Genomic DNA, 20,212 nt, shown 5'->3' on the forward strand with positions numbered 1-20,212 from the left:
TTTTAAACTCCATGCGCGTGCCTTCCACAACGTTTCCAGACAACAATTTTTCTATACCAACTAATATGCTCATCCTGTTAATTTAAGATTGCTTCTCTAACATCTACCTTTCCTGTGACTACCTCACTTATTAATGCGGTTTTGTATTCTTTTAGAAGGTCGATTTCTTGTTGAGATTTCTCTATAATACTACTCATTCGCTTATTACTTTCGTGGACTCCATCTATGATTCTTAATTGCTCTTCAATGTTTGGTAATGCAAATGGAAAGTTCTTTAACTGTTCAAAATTTAATGCTTCTCTGTTACCACCTTGTTGACATAAACTTATTTGAATTTGACCTCCATCAGAACTCAAAAGTAAATGCAAATACTCGGTAACTATATTTTCATTTGGTCTAACAATGCAAACATGCTGATTAACATTAGCTTCTTTAAATTCATCAGTAAGATAAAAACATCTCCCAATTGAACCTCCAGTTATGTTTAACAATACGTCGCCTTTGAATACTTTACTATTATTCATTGAGTTATGAATCTCTTCTGATATGAATGCAACATTGTCAATTTTAAATCTATCAAAATAAATGTTCTGACTTCTTAATAAAGGAACTCCCGTTTCTTGATATACTTCGGCGCCCCCTCTAGGAGTAACACCACTTCCTATTTTTTCTGTAAAGTGCTTAACCTTAACAACATTCCAATGCTCAGGAATATCCCCCAGCCATTCAATACCAGAATCTTTCATCGCAACATTTGGATCAAGACCTTTGGTTACGGCTTGATTAATCATTGCGGTGCGCTCTTCTTGCAACAAGTTTATTAGCTGTTCTTTTTTGGCAATTAAAGTGTCTAATTGTGCTGTTTTGTGATTGAGGTAATTGGCGATTAGGGTTTGTTCTTCTTTGTTGGGACAATACAGTCTAATTCCTTTTAAAATATCTTGACTAATGTTTGGCTGACCACCACCAATGGCAAGGTTTAAAATGTGTTCTTTATTGCCCTTAAACCAATATTGCAGAAATTGGATATCTATAATATCAGATTCACTAAAAACACAACAGGCTTGATTAGTTGTAGTTTCAAATTGGAGCAAAGCGGTTTTGCCTATTGTTGCGCCATACATGGCGATAACCAATGATCCTTTTGGATATAGTTTTAATGAAGAATTATCTTCAATTGCTTTGGGAGTGATTTTTTTTGCACATGAGTATAGAACGCCATCATTCAAATCACCAGTATTTAACCAATTAATTGTTCCATTCTCGTGATAGATTGGGTTTCCTGATTGCGGTGTAGTTCCACTACCTATTTTTGTAAATGCGTGACTAATTTTCCAAGACTCCCAATAATCTGGAACTTTACCAAGCCATTCTAAGCCCGAGTCTTTATATTTTTCGTGTCGTTTCATTAATTTTTAGATGAAATAATTGAAGCATCTAGAAACTTTTCAGTTTCTTTTACCAATCCGTTTTCTCCCATAAAGCTGTCCTCTAATATTTTTGTTAAAACCGATTTAATGTTATTATGTTCATCAATCACGTTCTTAATACTAGCAATAGCAATATGAGTATAGCTCTTGTTACTTGGTTTTCCTATGCGAATTTTTTCATGTTTTGTTAGTAGAGGTTTAAAATAAGATTGAATTGAATCTTCCTTCAATGTCTCCCTTATAGTTTTATTGATTTCATTTCTTAACTCTAAAGTAAACCACAGTTTGTTTTCTTTTAAAATTCTTGTAGCTGTTGGGACATAAAAATATACAGGAAATGTTGCTTCAATATTTGTAAAATAACTTCCTCTTTTTTCATAGCCATAGCTTGCAAAAACATCTCTTATTTGCTGATCAATAAACTTTTCCGTTTGAGAGATTTTTAGTTGGATAGCTTGTACTTCTTCTTGATGCTTTATTATAGAATATGCAATTGCATTATATGTTGATTCGTCCATTTTTGAGGTATAATGAGATTGAATAGTTTTAATATACTCTTTAAGGTATAAAAGTCCTTCTAGGTTTTGAATGTCTCCGACGTTAAGCTGACTTTGCACTTCAGTTATCCATTCTTGATGAGTAATATTGAGATAAACTACTTGTTTGCCTTTTATAGTAATTTCCTTTTTGTCATCTTTTAAACCAAGATTATTGAGTGTCAAAAGAACTCCAATTATATTATCTCCGCACGTTTTCTGAGTATGTTCCCAATATGCTTTTAATGGATTTACAAGGATGTGGTAGAGTTTGTTCTAAATAATTATTCCCCATTTATCATCGCCCAAAATAGAAATATCTATTCGCTTTTTTGCTTCGTTTTCAGCGAACGCTGTTGTGTCTTCGGTAAGCACATTAAAATCACCATTGAAATTATCAAGGAACTCGGTATTGGCATATCCTTTATCTTCTATAATTGTTTTTAGGCTATCAAAAAATAGTGATTGTAAACCGTGAGTTTCATTAACATCTAAAAAATAAGCTAGTATTTTCGAATTGACATTCTCCTGATTACGAACGCCCAAAATATCAAATATATTCTTAGGTGTCAGTGGAGGCAAATCTGGTAAAGTCGAACCTATATCTTCTAAAAGCCTTTCAAATTCCTGCATTATTTAATCACGCTTTTTAACAGTCCATCAGTTTCCTCTTCCAAAGCCATAATATCAGCTTTAATATCAGCTAACGACCTTAATGGCTTATACTCATAGAAGTACTTCGTAAAGTTAATCTCGTAACCCACATTAGTTTTCTTTTCATCGACCCAAGCGTCTGGCACATGAGGCAACACTTCACGTTTCATATATTGTTGAATATCTTCTTTTAGCGGAATGTTTTCGGTATCCCGTAATTTAGAATCAGGTTTAGGGTTGCCTTTGCTGTCGGTGACTATTTTTCCTTTTTTAATTTCTGGACGTTCAACGGTTACTTTAGAATATCCGAAATCGATATTATCGAAAATTTTACAATGTGCGCTTTCTTGAAAATCGCCATATAATTTCGTAATCTCTACAATGTGCTGATCAGAAAGCTCATTGCGTTTATCGCCTAAGGACTTACTCATCTTTTTAAAGAAGTCAACGGCATTAATCAGCTGAACCTTTCCTCTACGTTCTGGAGCTTTGTGGTTGCTTATCATCCATATGTAAGTACTAATACCTGTATTGTAAAACAATTGGTTTGGTAAGGCTATAACGGCTTCTAAAAGATCATTTTCTATGATCCATTGGCGAATACTGCTTTCGTTCTTTTTGCTACTTGGCGAGCCCGAAAACATTGGCGAACCATTAAACACAATAGCTAAACGTGAGCCTCCTTCGCTTTTAGGTTTCATTTTTGACATGAGATTCATCAAGAATAAAAACGACCCATCACTTATGGAAGGTAAACCAGCGCCATAACGACCGCCATGACCTAACGTTTCATGTTCTTCGTTGACTTCCTTACCAACCTTTCCCCACTTCACACCAAACGGTGGATTGGTAATGAGGTAATCGAATTTATGATTGGTAAATTGGTCGCCCTTTAATTTTAATCCGTCTTTATTAACCAAACTGTTGCCTCGGGCAATATTATCAGGTTTTTGCCCTTTAATCAACATATCCGCTTTACAGATAGCATAGGATTCAGGGTTGAGTTCTTGTCCAAATACTTCTAATCTGGCATCTGGGTTTAGCTCGTTCAGGTATTCCTCGGCTACGGATAACATCCCGCCTGTGCCCGCACAACAATCAAAAATGGTCTTCACGATGCCTTTCTGCGTCAGCACCTCTCTATCATTCATAAACAATAGATTGACCATAAGACGAATCACTTCACGAGGGGTAAAGTGTTCCCCTGCGGTTTCGTTGGAAATCTCAGCAAACTTCCGAATCAATTCCTCAAACATATAACCCATTTCCATACTTGAGACGTGCTCTGGATGTAAGTCTATTTCTTGGAAGCGTTTCAGCACTAAAAACAGTAAGTTGGATTCTTCAAGCTTTGTAATTTGGTTGTCGAATTCAAATTGCTCAATAATTTCCCGAGCTTCTTCTGAAAACCCGTTGATATAGTTGCGCAAATTGGAAGCAATATTATTTGGATCGGCAATAAGCTTATCAAAATCGAACAAGCTCGCATTATGAAAATTGTATCCAGCTTCTTTATTTAAAATAGGATCTAGATTCTGGATGTTCATGCTTTTCACTTGCTCGAACTTTTTGAGAACATCTGCTTTGGTTGATGCTAACACGCAATCTAATCGTCTTAAAACTGTAAGTGGCAATATTACTTTACCATAGTCACTTTGTTTGTAATCACCACGTAGTAGGTCGGCAATAGACCATATAAAGTTAGCGGACTCTTTAATATTTGTCATAGTTGGTATGAGGTGTATTTTAAAAAAATGGAAGATACTTAAATCGTTTGAAATACCAACCTTGATCGAAGTTTGTTGTTTTCACAATCTTTAAATAATAGCTAAATTTTAAACAACTTGACGTTGGTATGTTTTGAATTTAGTCGCTGTAAATCCAAGACATGAAAGAAATGATATGTTTCGAATAAAAGTTCCGTAATGTTGAGCACGAGCGATTATATTTCTTTAATTGGGTTTATTGAGTATATTCGGTGTAATTCAATAAAAAGTTTCTAATCGCATCACACTGTGTGAATGGAGGCTTTTATTTTTATGTTTACGGGAAAGCTGAAAACCGATTTAGAGTAAGCCTATTTAAAAACCATTGTATTATGCCAGACATCAAAGACAAAAAGCACGGAAAAACATTATTCTATATTGATGGAAATGATATTAAAGATAAAAAACATGGAACAACGCTATTCTATATTAACGGTTCAGAAGTCAGAGAAAAATCTAGACATGGTACTGTGAGATTTTTTATCAATGGAGACGAAATTAGGGAAAAAAGCAGACATGGAACTGTCAGGTATTATGTTGACAGCGCTGAGGTAAAGGATAAATCAAAACATGGTTCAATGCGTTATTATATTGATGGTTCTGAAATTAAAGACAAAAGGCATGGAAATGTAAAATACTTTATAGACGGAGCGTTAACTCGCGACCAACTTTACGCTTTGATTTCAATAATTTAAACAACCTAAATTTAATGCTCTTCCAAAAACAGGTTTCCAATTGTGTTGAATTAGTTGGAGACTTATTATTGAAATATGACAATTAAACCAAACATGAAACTTCTACTCACAATTACATTATTGCTCTCATCCTTTATAGTCGATGCTCAAACCTATATTAGACAGGGGAAAGGCGATTATAATGAGGTGTTGTATACGTGGGACGGAAAATATTTAAGGCAGGGGAAAGGTGTGTATAATACGGTTTTGGCCACTTATGACGGTAAATATTTTCGTCAAGGCAAAGGTGATTACAACACAGTTTTATCAACTTGGGACGGTAAATATTTAAGATTAGGAAAAGGAGATTATAACGATGTGCTTTGTACATGGGACGGTGAATTCATTCGACAAGGCAAAGGCGATTATAACACGGTTTTATACACTTTTGATGGTAAATATCTGCGTCAAGGAAAAGGCAGTTACAACACCGTTTTGTATACGATTACGGGCGAAATCCCGATTGAAGTTTTAATTTTCATTGTCAATTAGCTCAAAATTTGAGGCGAAAGTTTTGTGCGTGTGAATTTAGAAAAACTCGTAAAAATTTACGACTTCTGAAAAAATGATGTAAATATAAGCTCCGTCCCCATTAAGGAACGGAGCCTCTTACTCAATTATTGAATTGTATTGTTTTTATACAGATGTAAATTTCTTTTCATCCAATTTAAGTTCACCATCGAAGCTATACGCTGCCAATATACCTCCTTTTGCTACGCTATAATCTAGACAACAAATATTATCTTGGTAAAGCGACGGTTTTCCTTCTAACCAATAATGCCCGAAGAAAACAATTTTGTCATCTTTTTTGTAAAAATCTATATCTTTCAAATTGACTGCTTCTTCTGGAAGTTTATCATTTGTCGGCATACTGATGGTTTTGTAAGTCATTCCCGATGGATCTACCCACCATTTTATTCTCATTTCATTTCGTAGGTGACCGTCTTTATCTGGCAATCGCCTGTCATTGGGTATGCTAATTTCCTTACCTTTCAAGGTATTCTCAATCGCGTCATACAATTCTGTTTCTTCCTTTACAGATTGAAATATTAAATCATCTGTTAGTCGGTTGTTGCTTAAATGTTTTTTTAGGTAGTCAATACTTTTATAATCCCAACAAGCGTGCACAGCTCTAAACGTTTCTGTTTCGTAGAATAGTGGTAATGTTTTAAACCATTCTAAATATTCTTCGTACTCTTCCTGTTTGTTTTTAAATTGTTCTAATGTCTCGTAGTGTTGAAGGATATTCTTAATTGAATGCTCTCGTAAGTGTCCTCCTTTAGGATCTTTAAAATGAAAAGTAAGAGCATTATATTCGTGATTACCCAATAACGCAATGGCACTACCATTGTCAGACATTTGTTTTACGATCTCTAAAGTCTCTCTAATTTTTGGACCTCTATCAATATAGTCGCCCACAAATAAAGCTTTTCTTTCAGGGTGTGAATAATAGTTGTCCTTTTTTGAATATCCCAATTTGGTAAGTAATTCTTCAAGTTCATCAGCGTACCCGTGTACGTCTCCAATTAAGTCAATCATTGTTTTTTGTTAGGTATTATTAGTTATACAATCGAGTAATATAACCATATCGCTAAGTGTTATCATTATAAATTATGATTTTAAAATTTCATCGAATTCAATGGCTACAACAAACAATAAGTTGATTTCATATAAAATCATTTAATACAAGCTTATAAACCAATCTTGTAGCGATAAACCTACTGTTAAAATTTTTATCAATTCGAACAACAGAGTAAGCATGTCCAAATTTTGAAATTGCAAACAGAGACTAAAACTCATGCATAATCGTGAGGTATTAGTTGAAAATTCTTACTATATTTGAGATATCATTACGAATCACGTGAAGTGATAGCAACCTGCTCAAACAGGCGAAGGTGCTAAAACAATGAGCCTATTTCTAGGAAAAATATGATTTATTCCTTTTATAGTATTTACCGATTACTGTGTTCTTATAACACAAAAACAACGTGATTAAAGTTCAAAGGTTTTCAAAAGAAACTCTGCGCAGGAAGCTGAGCGGAACTGCTATGGCGCTTGAAAACTAATTAAACTAAATTATAAATTAACATAAAGACAGTAATTATGACAGAAAAATTTAAAGACATCCCTGTAGAGGAAGACACTCAAATTATCGCAAGTGTTAAGGCTAACATCGCCGAATACGATGTGGTTTATCAAAAATGGCATTGGGATGGCATTTATGCAGAAAGCGTTATCTTCTTCAATGATGACGTCGCAGGGTTAACTGAAGAACAAATTAAAAAGGAAGTTGCGCTTTGTACGGATATGGTTAAGGAAAATTCTCAAATGACTTTTAATAAAGGAGATAAATATACCTTCGTGAATTTCAATTTTGTTTATAGCTAAAAATGTTTACTCATGACCTTAAAACAGATCTTACAAACCAATACGTGGTCTACTATTTTACCTGTGTTTTTGAAAACCTATCCTGAGGCAGAAGAAAACATTAAGGGATACCAAACTGTATTTGAAAAATTGGTAATAATGTCCCCCGAAGAAAACGATATGTCGATTGTCATAACCAAAGAAAAAGATGGCGAGGACGAGTATATTGACGTTTCAGGGGTACATAAGAATCCGAAAAACGAGGAGGGAACTTATTCACAAGCCATAGAGTTTACGCCGTGGCGAGAATGGCTGGGTATGGATATCAATAAAGAAACTTCAAACGATTTTTCTGGATTGGAAATCATTGTCCATTGTCTTTACGAAATGACCTTTGTAGGCTTTACCGAAGAAGTCATTCAAGAAAAAATCAATAGAATCGAAAAGAGTAGAAAGGAACGTGAATCAATGACTAAAGCAGAGAGAGATGCCACCGCGATTTCAGCAGAAGAGCTCTTCAAAGAATGGCTTGATGAAAACAACGATTAGCTGGTATTATCATTAGCGATCTCCATCACGAATTATAATTTTCTGGAAAATTATAAAAATGAATGGAATTAATAAAAATATACAATAAACAATAAAAAACTATTCTTAGTTAAACTAGGATATGAATCTTTAAATTGCGGGTATGGACTTGGTAATTTGATCAAGCTATCTACAAACGACTTATATTGAGTTTGATTATAGTAATACACATTTATAAAACTAACTAACTAATAACCAAAATGAAAAACAAAGACAAACAAATTACCTTTAGTGACGTACAATATCCAAAATACAACACCGCAATAATTGTGGTCGGCGGGGTCGGCACGGACAAACAATCGGTTATAGATAAATTGTCGGGAGAATGGGCTATACTAAATGATGAAACCGAAAAAACCATTCGGGAAGAAATTAGAAAAGCCGATCCTGAAAAGAAACCAAACATTGTTATCACTGATTGGGTCGAGGATGTCAGCGATTTCATAAACTGTACATTTGTACTTACTTATAAAATGGGATACGATGTTATAGACATTCATTTGGTCTGGAAGATTGAAGATGTTCAGGTCGCAATGGAGCAAAAACCTATTAGTGAAGATAAAGGCATGTCGGACGCCGTAATTAAGTCGTCATATTACATGATTGATAAATTGTGTAATGATATCATCGAGGGGAAATTGAGTTTAGAAAAAAATTTTGATGGTGATATTTGGTATATTGAAGATGATAGTGAAATCCTAATTAAGAATTCGGGACACCAATCGACTTCTATTAAGTAAGATACTCCAAGCAACATAACTGATTTTACACCAAAAGCATAATCATGTTCAAGTAATGAAATGAGCTTATAAATTTTTAATATAAAGAATCAAAATCAAAAGGGGAAGTTTCTCAAAAACTGTATCCCTTTTTTCTGTCATATAAGCTTCTTAACTTTCTGCACAGTACCTAAGCTAACATCACATAGTTTTGCCGTTTTGCGTAAAGACATCCCCGCATTAAGTTCTTTTATGACGTTGGTGTACTGACTAAGGAATTCTTTCTTGGTTTGAGTTGAACCTCTAACACGACCTTTATACGTTCCTTTGGCTTTTGCTATTGCAATACCTTCCCTTTGTCTTTCGAGCATGGTTTCCCTTTCCATTTCACCAATCTGACCCATAACAGTAGTTATTAGTTTAAAAGCGGGATTTGATTTATCTCCAATCCTACTTTCCAGCCCCAAAGAATCTATCTTGACGGTGACACCAGCTTTATCAAGTATTTGTAATGTCGTCAGGATGTCCAATAAATTTCTACCTAACCGATCCACCGCATGGACACTTATATAATTAATCTCACCGAGTGCAACAGAATAAAAAAGTTCTTTACCCTGTTCCCGTTTACTGAATGGTATCGATCCACTGCAAACATCGATGTATAGTTTTTCGTTCGGGTGATTGTTTATTAATTGCCTTTCGTGGTTTTGATTGGCTGTACTGATTCGGACATAACGTGCTTTCATAACTATTAGCTTTTGACTTATCACTAAGATACAAAAACCATTTTATTGTGCCTAATTTAGGATGGATATAATTGACACAGCAAAACCTCAATGAATGGGTTTCATAAAATGAAATAATTGATACACGAATATACCTTACTCTAAAAATAATATGTTGATTTTAATTGATAAAAATGTCATGATTTGGGTTTCTAAAAATTGATCAAATATTATTTCAATTTAATTTTTTCCTGATTTTTAACTAGTCAAGAATATTATATGAATACTGAGAGCATGGATTGTCTAGTTTAGCTGGGACGAATTTTTACGGTCATAAATTATATATTTGAATTATGGCAAAAAGATACAACAATGAATTAAAGGTTACAATAGTAGAACTATTGCAAGCAGGAATGAAAGCAAAACAAATAAGCGAGGACTATGGTGTTGCTCCCAGCCTTATAAGTCGCTGGAAAAAGGATTACGAGGCTAAATCTGGAGACTTTTCCAAGAAAAGAGAACTTACTATGGAAGAGCAAGAACTTAAAGCATTGCGTAAAGAATTACGTGATGTAAAAATGGAGCGTGATATCTTAAAAAAGGCAGTAAGCATCTTTTCCAAGAGCGATTACTAAAATATCAATTCATTTTATCAAATGAAGCAGATTTTGTGGTTGAGAAGATGTGTAAATGTATGCGAGTCAGTAAAAATGCATATTACAATTGGCGTAAGAATAAGAATTTAGTAAAAACTAAAAACTCTGTAATACTACTGAAAGAAAGGATTAGAGCTATTTTTGAAGATAGTAAAGAGATTTATGGAAGCTGTAGAATACAGAAAATGTTAGAACGAGAAAACCTGAATTATTGCCGTTCATATATCGCAATATTGATGAAAGAAATGGGGTTGAAAAGTGTTTTAAAAAGAAAGTTTGTAAATACTACAGATTCCAAGCATAACTTTTCATTGGCTAGAAATGAACTAGATAGAGAGTTTTCAAGTTCAACAATAGGAGAAAAATGGGTGTCTGATATTACTTATATTAGAGTAAATGATAACTGGAATTACCTAACAACTATTATAGATTTAGCAGACAGAAAGGTAGTAGGATGGGCGTTAAGCGAAGATATGACTGTACAAAACACGGTGTTAAAAGCTTGGATTCATGCTAGAAGAAATCGAGCTATTTCAAATAATTTCATATTTCATTCCGACAGAGGCGTTCAGTATGCAGCCAATACAATGACTAATATTTTTTCTTTCAATAGCAACATAAGACAATCCATGAGTAGAAAAGGGAACTGTTGGGATAATGCAGTAGCGGAAAGCTTTTTTAAGACTATTAAATACGAATGGTTATATCGTTTTAAGTTCACTTCATACTTGCAATTATTTGACAAAATAAGCCAGTACATTACATGGTATAATACAAAAAGAATTCATTCAAGCTTGGATTATTTAACACCACTAGAAATGGAAATAAAACTAAAAAGAATTATCAACAATGCGGCCTAAAAAATTAGTCCCATTTTTATTAGGTAGTCCAGTATTTCCACAGAATAGATGAAATTAAATCTTGAAATATTTAAATACGATAAAGGTTAGCCAACGAAATTTAGTTACTGTGACGTAAATAATAGTCATCCATAAGAAATCCCGAAAATAGTTTCGGGATTTTCTTTTTAATAGTGCTAATAATTACAATTTCACAACTTCATATTCTTCAAAATTTCGCGGGTTCTTTTTTCTTCGTTAACGCGATAAATTGCCGTCGTCGTTGAATTGGTATGCGAAGCCATCAACATTGCCATTTCCCGTGGCAGTGAATCCAAGAAAGTATGTTTAAGCGAATAGAAGTCCGCAGTAATTTTTAAAACCTCACCATTTTCATCCTTAATATCTTCTGAATTCTTGACTAACCTGAGCCATCTTAAAGTTATTTGGTATGGCTTGATCGGCTCTTCACCTGCAATAAGGCCTCGAGCGAATATATAATGATCAGGCTTTGCCTTGTGAACCATTTCTTTCCAAAGTGGTAAGACCTCTTTTAAAATAACCTTAGTGGTTTCATGAGGATTGGAACCTTTCATTATGATGGTGTTGTACTCCTGCATATCGATATTCACATCTTTGGCTTGGATACGGAATAGTTCGGTAGTTCTTGCACCCGAGTAAAGGAATATTTGCGCATACCTCCAAAATTCGTAGTGATTCGATTTCAAATGCGACATTACTGCATCTAGTTCTGTCGTGGACATGACCTCTCTCTGAGTTTGGACAATTTTTCGTTTGCGAATGTCGCGCACAATATTATGTGAGCAACACTCATACTCGACAAGCTCCCTGAAAATGCTCGATAAGAATGCTATGTATTTATTGTAGTAACTACTCGGTAAATTACAGGCATCCAACAACTGTTTAAGTTGTCGCCTTTTGAGTTGTTCAATGACGACATTCTGTAATCCCACCTTGACTGCATGTTTCTCAAGACGATCTATGCACCAACCAACTTCTTTCCGATGTTTTTCTGTACACTGAATTTTGGTCATTACGTTTCTGAACGCATCTATAAAAAATAGGTATGGGGTTAGAGTTGTGTTATTAACGACCTCTTTTATTATTTTTTTCAGTATTGGGTTATATCCCATTTTGAGAAGATCGATCTGTTCATCAATGATAACTTGGGTCAACGCTTGCCGACCTATCAGCTCCTTTTCAGAGTTCATCCCCCTAACGAGAACGAACTTTCCCTTCTTGATATCAGGCTCATAAAAGTAGTATTGGATATACCAATCTTTTTTCATAAGGGACGAAATCCCTGTTTTCCAGTTTTTCGGATTGACTGACGGCACACTCATTTTGTTGCCATTTGGTAATAAAATTTTATTCGACATAATTGCTACGGGTATTGCTACGGTTAGCATTTTAGCAGAGGTAATAATGTCGCATAAAAAAAGCCGAAACCTACTGTTAGTAAGGGTTTCGGCTTTGTGAGCCCGACAGGATTCGAACCTGTGACCGCCTCCTTAGAAGGGAAAGTCTTATACAAACTGATAAGCTAACCAATTGGTTTATAGATAATTACATTTCTAAAACTAGAGAAATTACTACAATTAAATTTCTGTGATAGAGTTTTTAATAGAGGTTAATATTTCCCAAATCTCCCTGATATCAAAGGTTGTGGGCGTTTCATAACCTAAAAGTCTCTTCATGCGTTTAATTGAAAACAAATGTAACGTAAAAAGTACAATATTATCAAACATATAACAAACGAAAACATAAACAACGGGACATCCACATTGCCTTAACTACTATATAAGTAAACCAATTTTACGTTATGGAGAAGGAAATAAAAAAATTAATCAGCGAAATCCAAACATACATTAATATGATTCAAGTTAATTTGGATGAGGTGGATCGCATGGGAAAATTAGAAAATTCAAAACATATAAAAACTGAAAAAAAAACAAGCATATTTTCAGATGAGCAAAAAGCTAAAATTCGTGCGGATAGAAGAAAGCGAAAAATGCTAACAAATTAAAATTTTAAATACATAAGAACTGTTCATTTTGAAATTAGAAATTTCATATTAAATATGTGTTATGAAATTATCCGCATCGCGTCAAGGTAGTCATCTGGATTTGCAAATGAATTTAGTTTACCTTGTTCTATCACTATTCAATAGGGTTTGGTTGATAATTCACCAAAAACAGTCCTGACATCAATTGATTCAATTCTTTGACTTTGTTGTCGTCAACAACACCGCCGTCCATATATAACTTTCTATTCACCTCAATCATTATGCTATGCACATCTTCATTCTTTTGATAATGTTTCATTGGAACGATAGTGCCTGAATAGGGATAGTTTATTTTCACTGAATAACCCTGATTGGTCAGAAACGCAACCGCCATATCAACCAACCATTTAGGGGTGTGAAATTCATCAGTACCGATACAAAAATCAGGTCTTTCGCTACCTTGTTCAAGATCGGAAGTGAATGGTCTGTCTGCGAATGAATGACAGTCAACTATCACTGGAGATCGACCATCTTTAAGTTTTTGGTCTACAAGATTAGTTAGCCGCTCATGATGTTTGAGATAGTAATCAGTATAGATCATCTCTTTGCTCCCATTCAAGTTCTCCCTTAGTAATTCCCCACTATCTGTTTTTGTATAGTAAAACCCACGCCCGTATTTGAACATTACCTCGTTTTCATCATCAAGACGCTCAACATCACAGAAAATCCTACTATAAGGAAATACCACTTTGGACAAACTACCAATAGTGAAGATTTCATCCGTGGCGAAATCAGTAAGTAACTTGATTTCATGCTCCATTGATTCTGTATTGACAAAATCGGATTTGAATTGGTCGGGTATTTCAGTCTTTGAATGTGGGATGTGAAAAATATAGGAATCTTCAATCTCATCACTAAATAAATCTAATCCCAAAAGAGTATTATATCCAATCATATTCATTGCAATTTTTTCACTTTCTAAATATTACGTCGGCTTCACCTTATTCTTCCTAACAGTAAAACGCCCATAAAGCACACTCGTTGCTGTTATTTATTCAATCGTGCGTAAACCTCTTTCAAAATGTAGTTTCTAACAACAGCACTGAAATCATTATCATCCATAATTTTAGTGAATATGTCTTTGTTCAGTTCCAATCTTGTAATCCATTCATCTAGATAGACTTCATTAAATCCATAACTAAAATTATCAATAGAATTCTGCTTGGCTTGAATACCCAGTTTTTCGTTTGCCACGATACCTTCAATAACTTGATCAAAAATCAATTTGTCTGCTGCTGTAAACTCTGTGCCAAATCGATTATTCAATACATCTATAATTTCCGATAGAGCCTCCTTTTCTTCCTTGTTCATGCGTATTCCAGCACCGTCCATAGTTTCTAATCCATACTCGCCTTTGCTTTCTAACGCAATGTCCTGTTCGGCTATTTTTTGAAGACGATAGTATTCGAGGGACACCTCATCACCAAGTTGAAAACGGTCGCCTTGGTTGGTGCGTGGCAACTTCTTTAGTAGGAAACGCGAATAAGTAAATAACTTTTCCAACTCCATATTAGTAAATGGCATGATTTGGGTCAAAAACGAATACAATCTCGTAAAGGTTTGTAAAGCGTGTTTAAAATTATCCTGTGTAATTTCCGTACCGATAACGTCATCCTTCGAGTTCTCTGCTGGCAGTTGTTTAAAGCGTTCTACGGCAGGATCTATAAATGCATTGAGTTTGCCTTGTTCTTTTACTGATAGGGCTTTGGTCGATTTAAAAAACACGTTACAAAAATTATTAACCTCCGACTCCCAAATCACTTGTGCTTTTTCAATTTCATATTGTAAATCGTGTAATTGATTAGCATCCGTTGTGCTTTCAACGGTTGTCAGCTCGTAGTAGGGCTGAAACGAATTCAATATATCCTCGGTGTCGTTCACAAAATCAAGAATGAACGTATCATCCTTTCCCGCATGCATTCGGTTTAACCGTGATAAGGTTTGCACACATTTTACGCCCGACAATTTTTTATCGACGTACATGGTATGCAGTAAAGGTTGGTCAAACCCTGTTTGGTATTTGTCGGCTACCAACAATAATTGGTATTCGGCTGAGGCAAACTTTTTTGGAACTTCATTCTCCTTAAATCCGTTGAGTTGCATTTCGGTTACGCCTTCGGGATAAGTGTCATAAATTACTTTTCCAGAAAAAGCGACTATCGTTTTAATGTCTGTGTAGCCTTTATCCTTTATGTACTTATCAAATTCTTCTTTGTAGCGCACTGCATGTAAACGTGAACCCGTGACGAGCATAGCTTTGGCTTTGCCACCAATCTTTTTGGAAACTACCTGTCTGAAATGCTCAATGATCACTTCAGTTTTTTGTGCCAAATTATGCGGATGTAAGGACATGAAACGTCCGATGGCTCTTGAAGCTTGCTTTTTATTAACCGTTGGATCCTCCTCAATCTCTTTGGATAATTTAAAGTAAGTTTTATAAGTGGTATAGTTTTTCAATACATCCAGAATAAAACCTTCTTCAATAGCTTGTTTCATGCTATATACATCAAAAGGTTTTGGAATACCGTGCGCATCTGGTGTACCAAACACCTCAATCGTTTTTGGTTTTGGTGTGGCGGTAAATGCGAAAAAGCTCAAATTATCCTGTTTTCCTCTGGCTTCCATCGATTTTCTAATCTGATCTTCGGCATCCTCATCCAATCCAGAATAGGCCTCCTCAATCATCGCTTCTTCCAAGGTTTTAGCAGAGAGCACCTCCTTCATCTTTTTGGTAGCTTCGCCACCTTGGCTCGAATGCGCTTCATCAATAACCACCGCATATTTTTTGGCTTTCAATTCGCCAACCTTTTCTAAAATGAATGGAAATTTCTGTAAGGTGGTTATGATAATGTTTGAACCCGCAGTAATAGCATCGGCTAACTGTTGTGAGTTTTTATCTATTTTTTGGACGACGCCTTGTTTATGCTCAAACTGATAAATGGTGTTTTGCAACTGATTATCCAAAACTTTACGGTCTGTAATCACGATCACCGAATCGAAAATACGTTCGTTTTGGGCATTGTGTAAACTTGATAATCGGTAACATAACCACGCAATAGAATTTGACTTTCCTGAACCCGCAGAATGTTGAATTAGGTAATTATGTCCCGCGCCCTTTGCTTTGGCATGTTTGGTTAGTTTACGCACCACATCCATTTGATGATACCTCGGGAATATCATGGTTTCCTTTCTTCTACTTACACCATCAAATTCGTAAGTCTCAACATTCAAATGCAGAAACTTACCAATGATGTCCATAAAGCTATCTTTTGCCCAAACATACTCCCATAAATAAGCGGTACGATAGCCTTCCTTGTTGACAGGATTTCCAGCACCGTTATTATAACCAAGGTTGAATGGTAAATACCGCGTCTCTTTACCCGCCAACTTGGTAGTCATAAAACATTCGTCAGCATCTAAGGCAAAATGAACTAAAGTGCGTTTCTTGAATTGAAATATAGGTTCGCTCGGTTCTCTATCATACACATATTGCTTTTGGGCATTGGTAACATTTTGACCAGAAAACTGATTTTTCAATTCCACAGTCGAAATAGGCAAGCCATTTAAACTTAATACGATATCTAAGGAGTTCTTGCCCTTTCGCTCATAGTATAATTGCCTAGTAACCGATAAATGGTTTTTAGAATATAATCTTTCAGAGTCGGGGTTTAAAGAACTTTCTGGACGAAAATAAGCCATGTTAAACTTTACCCCATAATCCGTAAAACCGTGGCGCAAAACATCCAATGTGCCTTTTAGATCGAGTTCTTTAAGTAAGCGTTGAATCACTTTAGTTTCAACGGCTTCGTTATGGATGTTAGAGAGTTTTTCCCATTGTTGTGGTTGGGAGTTTTTAAGAAATTCAATAACGTATTTAGGGAAGATACCTAACTGCGCATCAAAATCTTTAGAATGACCTTTTACATAGCCACCATCCTCCAATAGGGATAATTCGATTGCGGTTTCAAACGTTAATTCTGTATGTATGCCTTTTGCCATATTTGTTTTATCTTAGTTACTTCATAGTTACCATCATAGTTACCGTCATAGTTACCGTCATAGTTACCAATTTAGAAATTTAGTCATCAGAGTCTATATTTTTTAAAATAGAAATAATGTTCTTTCCATTGTCAGTAGTGAAATATTTTTGCTTCTTACTTCTTGGTTTATCAGAAAGAGTCATCTCTAAAAACTTCGAATCTAACAAAGGTTCAACATGAGTAACAAAATTCTTTGTTTGATTTGATAAACCTAAACAATCTACTAAAATCTCTTTTTTTCTTTTTGGAATTAAAGCAAACTCCAAAACTTTTATTTGCTGTTTTGTTAATGCTTTAACTTGGTCATCAACTTGGTCATCGACTTGGTCATCAACTTGGTCATCAACTTGGTCGTTAAATTCAGGATGAATAGGAATCTCAATTAAAAAATGAGTTCTATGTGGTTCGTTAGTATCAAATATCGGGCTATCTGAACCATTATCTTTAAGTGCTTTTACTATCGTAGGAATACCTGTTCCTCTGCCTTCAGTAAGTCTTAATTCCTTTAAAAATTCTCCAATACGTCTGTTTCTATAACGTCTTGCTCTCACAATTCCTTTGTCAAAATCATCCTGTTTTAATGAAGGATCAGCGCCATTAAAACTTATAATTTCAATGGCATTTGGAAGAATCCGAACTTCAATAGGGTCTTGCAATTCATAATTCCTATGATATACGGCATTAGAAAGTGCTTCTTCAATGGCATTAAATGGATAATTAAAAACTCGGTCAGAAGCTTCTTTATGGGCATATTTAATCACTTTCTCTTTGATAACATTCGTTTTTATATAAGAAAGCACATCTACTAATTGCTTTTGAATCGCGCCATGAAATATTTTCTCATTAAACTTTTTCGCCGAAACTCCTTCTGGAAACTCAACAACATCTATTTGAGCACCTTTGTAAAACTTTTCTGGATTCTCTGAAAACATGAGTAAGCCCACGTTTTTAGGAAACAAGTGTTCTTTTGCGCCTTGAGTTAAGTTCATTTTTTCAGCAAGTTCTTCCACCGACATCGTGTTACTTTCTTCATAAAGCCTACTCTTTGTCTTTTCAAGATGCTCTCGCATTAATGAAAAACTGATATCGTTGACATGGGCAAGGGTATTCACTCGATCATCAAAAGGCACTTTTGCTGTCAATTGTATGAGTTCAGCTTCTTGCTCGGGGTTTGGAACGATACTATTGGAGCGAAACCGAATGCGATAACTATAGGTTTTATGTTTTGCGCATACATCATCAGGCACTTTGTAAGGTCTGTTGCTTCCTGCTGGAACCCAAACAACCAACACGTGTTTTCCATCAATAGGTTCTAAAGACAATCGAGGCATATAGGCGGGTTTAATAAGATTGCAATAGCCTACCAATTCCTTTTCAACTTTTTCTAAATCATTAGGATCAAACCCAAAAACAGGTCTTATGGCTTTACCATTAAGGTCTTCTACGCCAATAATAACATAGCCACTCCCTTCATTTTCAAAATCGTTAGCAAAAGCACAAACAGAACGCATTATAGGCGTAGGATTCCAACCTTTTTTAAACTCCATGCGCGTGCCTTCCACAACGTTTCCAGACAACAATTTTTCTATACCAACTAATATGCTCATCCTGCTAATTTAAAACTTCTTCTCTAACATCTACTTTTCCTGTAACCACCTCACTTATTAATGCGGTTTTGTATTCTCTGAGGAGGTCAATTTCTTGTTCATATTTATTCATCAACGAATCTGTTTCTTTCTCAAAATCGGCAATAAAATCAACAATCCTCAATTGTTCTTCAAAACTCGGAACAGGAATTTTTAAATTTTTAATTAACCCAACAGCTAAACCTGGTTGAGCAGCGGATTGATTATACTGATTTAAGTCCATTGCTTCTAAAAGCTTTCCAAACCAAATCCAATTATGATTGGAATTCAAATAACAAACAATAGCATGTTCTGACGCCCAAAATTTATCCGATGCATACTTAATGTTCCCACACAAAGCTCCTTGCCTTCCTATTAAAATATAGTTTCCATCATTGGTATACTCGGAGTAGTAACCGCGCAAACCATTACCTCCATATACAGGATAACTTCCTTCTGAATTAATTTGTTCCGAAATTATATTATCCCCACTTCTTAAACTAGCAACATATTTGATGTTTTTCGCTTCCCAATGCTCTGGAATCTCCCCAACCAATTCAATACCAGAAATTTTCATAGGCACATTTCGGTCAAGCCCTTTGGTTACGGCTTGATTAATCATAGCAGTGCGCTCTTCTTGTAACAAGCTTATTAACTGCTCTTTTTTGGCAATTAAAGTATCTAATTGAGCTGTTTTGTGATTGAGGTAATTGGCGATTTGGGTTTGTTCTTCGAGTGGGGGTATTGCAACCCATAAGTTTTCAATAGATCCCATTCCAATATTTGGTTGAGTTCCAAAAGTCCAAGATGTTTCAACTTGTCTTCTGAACATATCAGATTGAATAGATTGAAATAAATACTTGTCATTTACTTTAATTTTATCTGCACGAATGATTGCTAGTGGTGACCATATTCCAAAATCTACGTCAGTATCCACATAAGCTGATTTTCCAGTTGTAGAACCATATTTACAAAACAAAATATCTCCTTTTTCAACTTTTGATTTTTTACTATATTCTTCATGTTGTTCTAATGAAATATAGCCTCGTTTATAATCTAAGTCAATCTGATTACCTTTAATCGCCTCAGCTGAAATAAAGGGAATTCCTTCAGTCTGCAATTGTGGAGTTTCATGAGGCCCATCTGTAACTTTAATAGAAACTAAACCTTTTATTCTTAATCTATTCCAATGTTCTGGGATTTCACCAATCCATTCTACGCCAGATTCTTTGTAATTGTTATATCGTTTCATTTATTCTTCGGTAAATTTATTAAAGTCTCAAGAAACTTTTCAGTTTCTTTAACCAATCCGTTTTCTCCCATAAAGCTGTCCTCTAAAATTTTTATTAAAACAGATTTAATATTATTATGCTCATCAATAACGTTGGGAATACTAACAATAGCAATATGTTTATGGCTTTTCTTACTCGGATTTCCTATGCGAATT

At 35.0% G+C, this 20,212-nt stretch carries 19 protein-coding genes, 1 tRNA gene and 1 riboswitch; of the genes, 7 read left to right on the plus strand and 13 right to left on the minus strand.

Going from position 1 to position 20,212, the window contains the following annotated elements; translation table 11 throughout:
• Positions 1-77 precede the first annotated feature (77 nt).
• The 4 genes from ABIQ28_RS02015 to ABIQ28_RS02030 all read right to left on the minus strand — a co-directional run bounded on the left by ABIQ28_RS02015 (position 78) and on the right by ABIQ28_RS02030 (position 4,347).
• Positions 78-1,409 (minus strand): restriction endonuclease subunit S, encoded by a 1,332-nt coding sequence (locus ABIQ28_RS02015; RefSeq protein WP_348035082.1) that lies wholly within the window; start codon positions 1,407-1,409, stop codon positions 78-80.
• Positions 1,409-2,152: a hypothetical protein gene (locus tag ABIQ28_RS02020; RefSeq protein ID WP_348035083.1), complete on the minus strand. Its 744-nt coding sequence runs from the start codon at positions 2,150-2,152 to the stop codon at positions 1,409-1,411. Before ABIQ28_RS02020 ends, ABIQ28_RS02015 begins: the two co-directional genes overlap by 1 nt.
• A gap of 90 nt (positions 2,153-2,242) precedes the next feature.
• Positions 2,243-2,599 (minus strand): PD-(D/E)XK nuclease family protein, encoded by a 357-nt coding sequence (locus tag ABIQ28_RS02025; RefSeq protein WP_348035084.1) that lies wholly within the window; start codon positions 2,597-2,599, stop codon positions 2,243-2,245.
• Positions 2,599-4,347 (minus strand): class I SAM-dependent DNA methyltransferase, encoded by a 1,749-nt coding sequence (locus ABIQ28_RS02030; RefSeq protein WP_348035085.1) that lies wholly within the window; start codon positions 4,345-4,347, stop codon positions 2,599-2,601. Before ABIQ28_RS02030 ends, ABIQ28_RS02025 begins: the two co-directional genes overlap by 1 nt.
• A gap of 371 nt (positions 4,348-4,718) precedes the next feature.
• Between ABIQ28_RS02030 and ABIQ28_RS02035 the strand changes: the two genes are divergently transcribed.
• Together ABIQ28_RS02035 and ABIQ28_RS02040 are read left to right on the plus strand one after the other, a co-directional pair.
• Positions 4,719-5,081 (plus strand): hypothetical protein, encoded by a 363-nt coding sequence (locus ABIQ28_RS02035; RefSeq protein ID WP_348035086.1) that lies wholly within the window; start codon positions 4,719-4,721, stop codon positions 5,079-5,081.
• 93 nt (positions 5,082-5,174) lie between these two features.
• A complete protein-coding gene (locus tag ABIQ28_RS02040; protein ID WP_348035087.1) occupies positions 5,175-5,612 on the plus strand; it encodes a hypothetical protein in 438 nt (145 codons plus the stop codon).
• A 144-nt stretch (positions 5,613-5,756) separates the two neighbouring features.
• Here ABIQ28_RS02040 and ABIQ28_RS02045 read toward each other — a convergent pair whose 3' ends face one another.
• Complete coding sequence (locus ABIQ28_RS02045) at positions 5,757-6,659, minus strand: metallophosphoesterase (protein WP_348035088.1); 903 nt, start codon at positions 6,657-6,659, stop codon at positions 5,757-5,759.
• A 303-nt stretch (positions 6,660-6,962) separates the two neighbouring features.
• Positions 6,963-7,059: riboswitch (SAM-I-IV-variant riboswitch) on the plus strand.
• Positions 7,060-7,223: 164 nt separating this feature from the next.
• Between ABIQ28_RS02045 and ABIQ28_RS02050 the strand changes: the two genes are divergently transcribed.
• The 3 genes from ABIQ28_RS02050 (at position 7,224) to ABIQ28_RS02060 (ending at position 8,815) form a co-directional block, all read left to right on the plus strand.
• Positions 7,224-7,508: a hypothetical protein gene (locus ABIQ28_RS02050; protein WP_348035089.1), complete on the plus strand. Its 285-nt coding sequence runs from the start codon at positions 7,224-7,226 to the stop codon at positions 7,506-7,508.
• A 12-nt stretch (positions 7,509-7,520) separates the two neighbouring features.
• Complete coding sequence (locus ABIQ28_RS02055; protein WP_348035090.1) at positions 7,521-8,036, plus strand: DUF6557 family protein; 516 nt, start codon at positions 7,521-7,523, stop codon at positions 8,034-8,036.
• A 239-nt stretch (positions 8,037-8,275) separates the two neighbouring features.
• Positions 8,276-8,815 (plus strand): hypothetical protein, encoded by a 540-nt coding sequence (locus tag ABIQ28_RS02060; protein WP_348035091.1) that lies wholly within the window; start codon positions 8,276-8,278, stop codon positions 8,813-8,815.
• A 137-nt stretch (positions 8,816-8,952) separates the two neighbouring features.
• Here the strand turns inward: ABIQ28_RS02060 and ABIQ28_RS02065 are convergent, their stop codons facing one another.
• Entirely contained in the window at positions 8,953-9,540 is a 588-nt protein-coding gene (locus tag ABIQ28_RS02065) for a recombinase family protein (protein ID WP_348035092.1), read from the minus strand.
• Positions 9,541-9,872: 332 nt separating this feature from the next.
• On the opposite strand from ABIQ28_RS02065, the gene ABIQ28_RS02070 reads away from it, so the two are divergent.
• Positions 9,873-11,035 (plus strand): IS3 family transposase gene (locus ABIQ28_RS02070; RefSeq protein ID WP_348035093.1). Its coding sequence is split into 2 segments (ribosomal slippage): positions 9,873-10,110 and positions 10,110-11,035, totalling 1,164 coding nucleotides; the frame shifts between segments, so codons are not numbered across the junction.
• A gap of 191 nt (positions 11,036-11,226) precedes the next feature.
• On the opposite strand, the gene ABIQ28_RS02075 is transcribed toward ABIQ28_RS02070, so the two are convergent.
• Together ABIQ28_RS02075 and ABIQ28_RS02080 are read right to left on the minus strand one after the other, a co-directional pair.
• On the minus strand, positions 11,227-12,414 hold the full coding sequence (locus ABIQ28_RS02075) for a tyrosine-type recombinase/integrase (RefSeq protein ID WP_348035094.1): 1,188 nt from the start codon (positions 12,412-12,414) through the stop codon (positions 11,227-11,229).
• A 100-nt stretch (positions 12,415-12,514) separates the two neighbouring features.
• Positions 12,515-12,599, minus strand: a tRNA-Arg gene (locus tag ABIQ28_RS02080).
• Positions 12,600-12,857: 258 nt separating this feature from the next.
• On the opposite strand from ABIQ28_RS02080, the gene ABIQ28_RS02085 reads away from it, so the two are divergent.
• Complete coding sequence (locus tag ABIQ28_RS02085; protein ID WP_348035095.1) at positions 12,858-13,061, plus strand: hypothetical protein; 204 nt, start codon at positions 12,858-12,860, stop codon at positions 13,059-13,061.
• Positions 13,062-13,194: 133 nt separating this feature from the next.
• Here the strand turns inward: ABIQ28_RS02085 and ABIQ28_RS02090 are convergent, their stop codons facing one another.
• The 5 genes from ABIQ28_RS02090 to ABIQ28_RS02110 all read right to left on the minus strand — a co-directional run.
• A complete protein-coding gene (locus tag ABIQ28_RS02090; RefSeq protein WP_348035096.1) occupies positions 13,195-13,995 on the minus strand; it encodes an N-formylglutamate amidohydrolase in 801 nt (266 codons plus the stop codon).
• 92 nt (positions 13,996-14,087) lie between these two features.
• Positions 14,088-17,099 carry a DEAD/DEAH box helicase family protein gene (locus ABIQ28_RS02095; protein WP_348035097.1) on the minus strand — a complete coding sequence of 1,004 codons (3,012 nt, stop codon included), beginning with the start codon at positions 17,097-17,099 and terminating at the stop codon, positions 14,088-14,090.
• A 79-nt stretch (positions 17,100-17,178) separates the two neighbouring features.
• Positions 17,179-18,747, minus strand: coding sequence for an RNA-binding domain-containing protein (locus ABIQ28_RS02100; protein ID WP_348035098.1), 1,569 nt, complete (start codon positions 18,745-18,747; stop codon positions 17,179-17,181).
• Between the two features lie 4 nt (positions 18,748-18,751).
• Positions 18,752-20,017 (minus strand): restriction endonuclease subunit S, encoded by a 1,266-nt coding sequence (locus tag ABIQ28_RS02105; RefSeq protein ID WP_348035099.1) that lies wholly within the window; start codon positions 20,015-20,017, stop codon positions 18,752-18,754.
• On the minus strand, positions 20,014-20,212 hold a 199-nt coding region (locus ABIQ28_RS02110; RefSeq protein WP_348035100.1), incomplete at its 5' end, for a hypothetical protein. The genes ABIQ28_RS02105 and ABIQ28_RS02110, both read right to left, overlap by 4 nt.

It is taken from the genome of Gelidibacter sp., assembly GCF_039916245.1.
In the GTDB taxonomy this organism is placed as follows: domain Bacteria; phylum Bacteroidota; class Bacteroidia; order Flavobacteriales; family Flavobacteriaceae; genus Gelidibacter.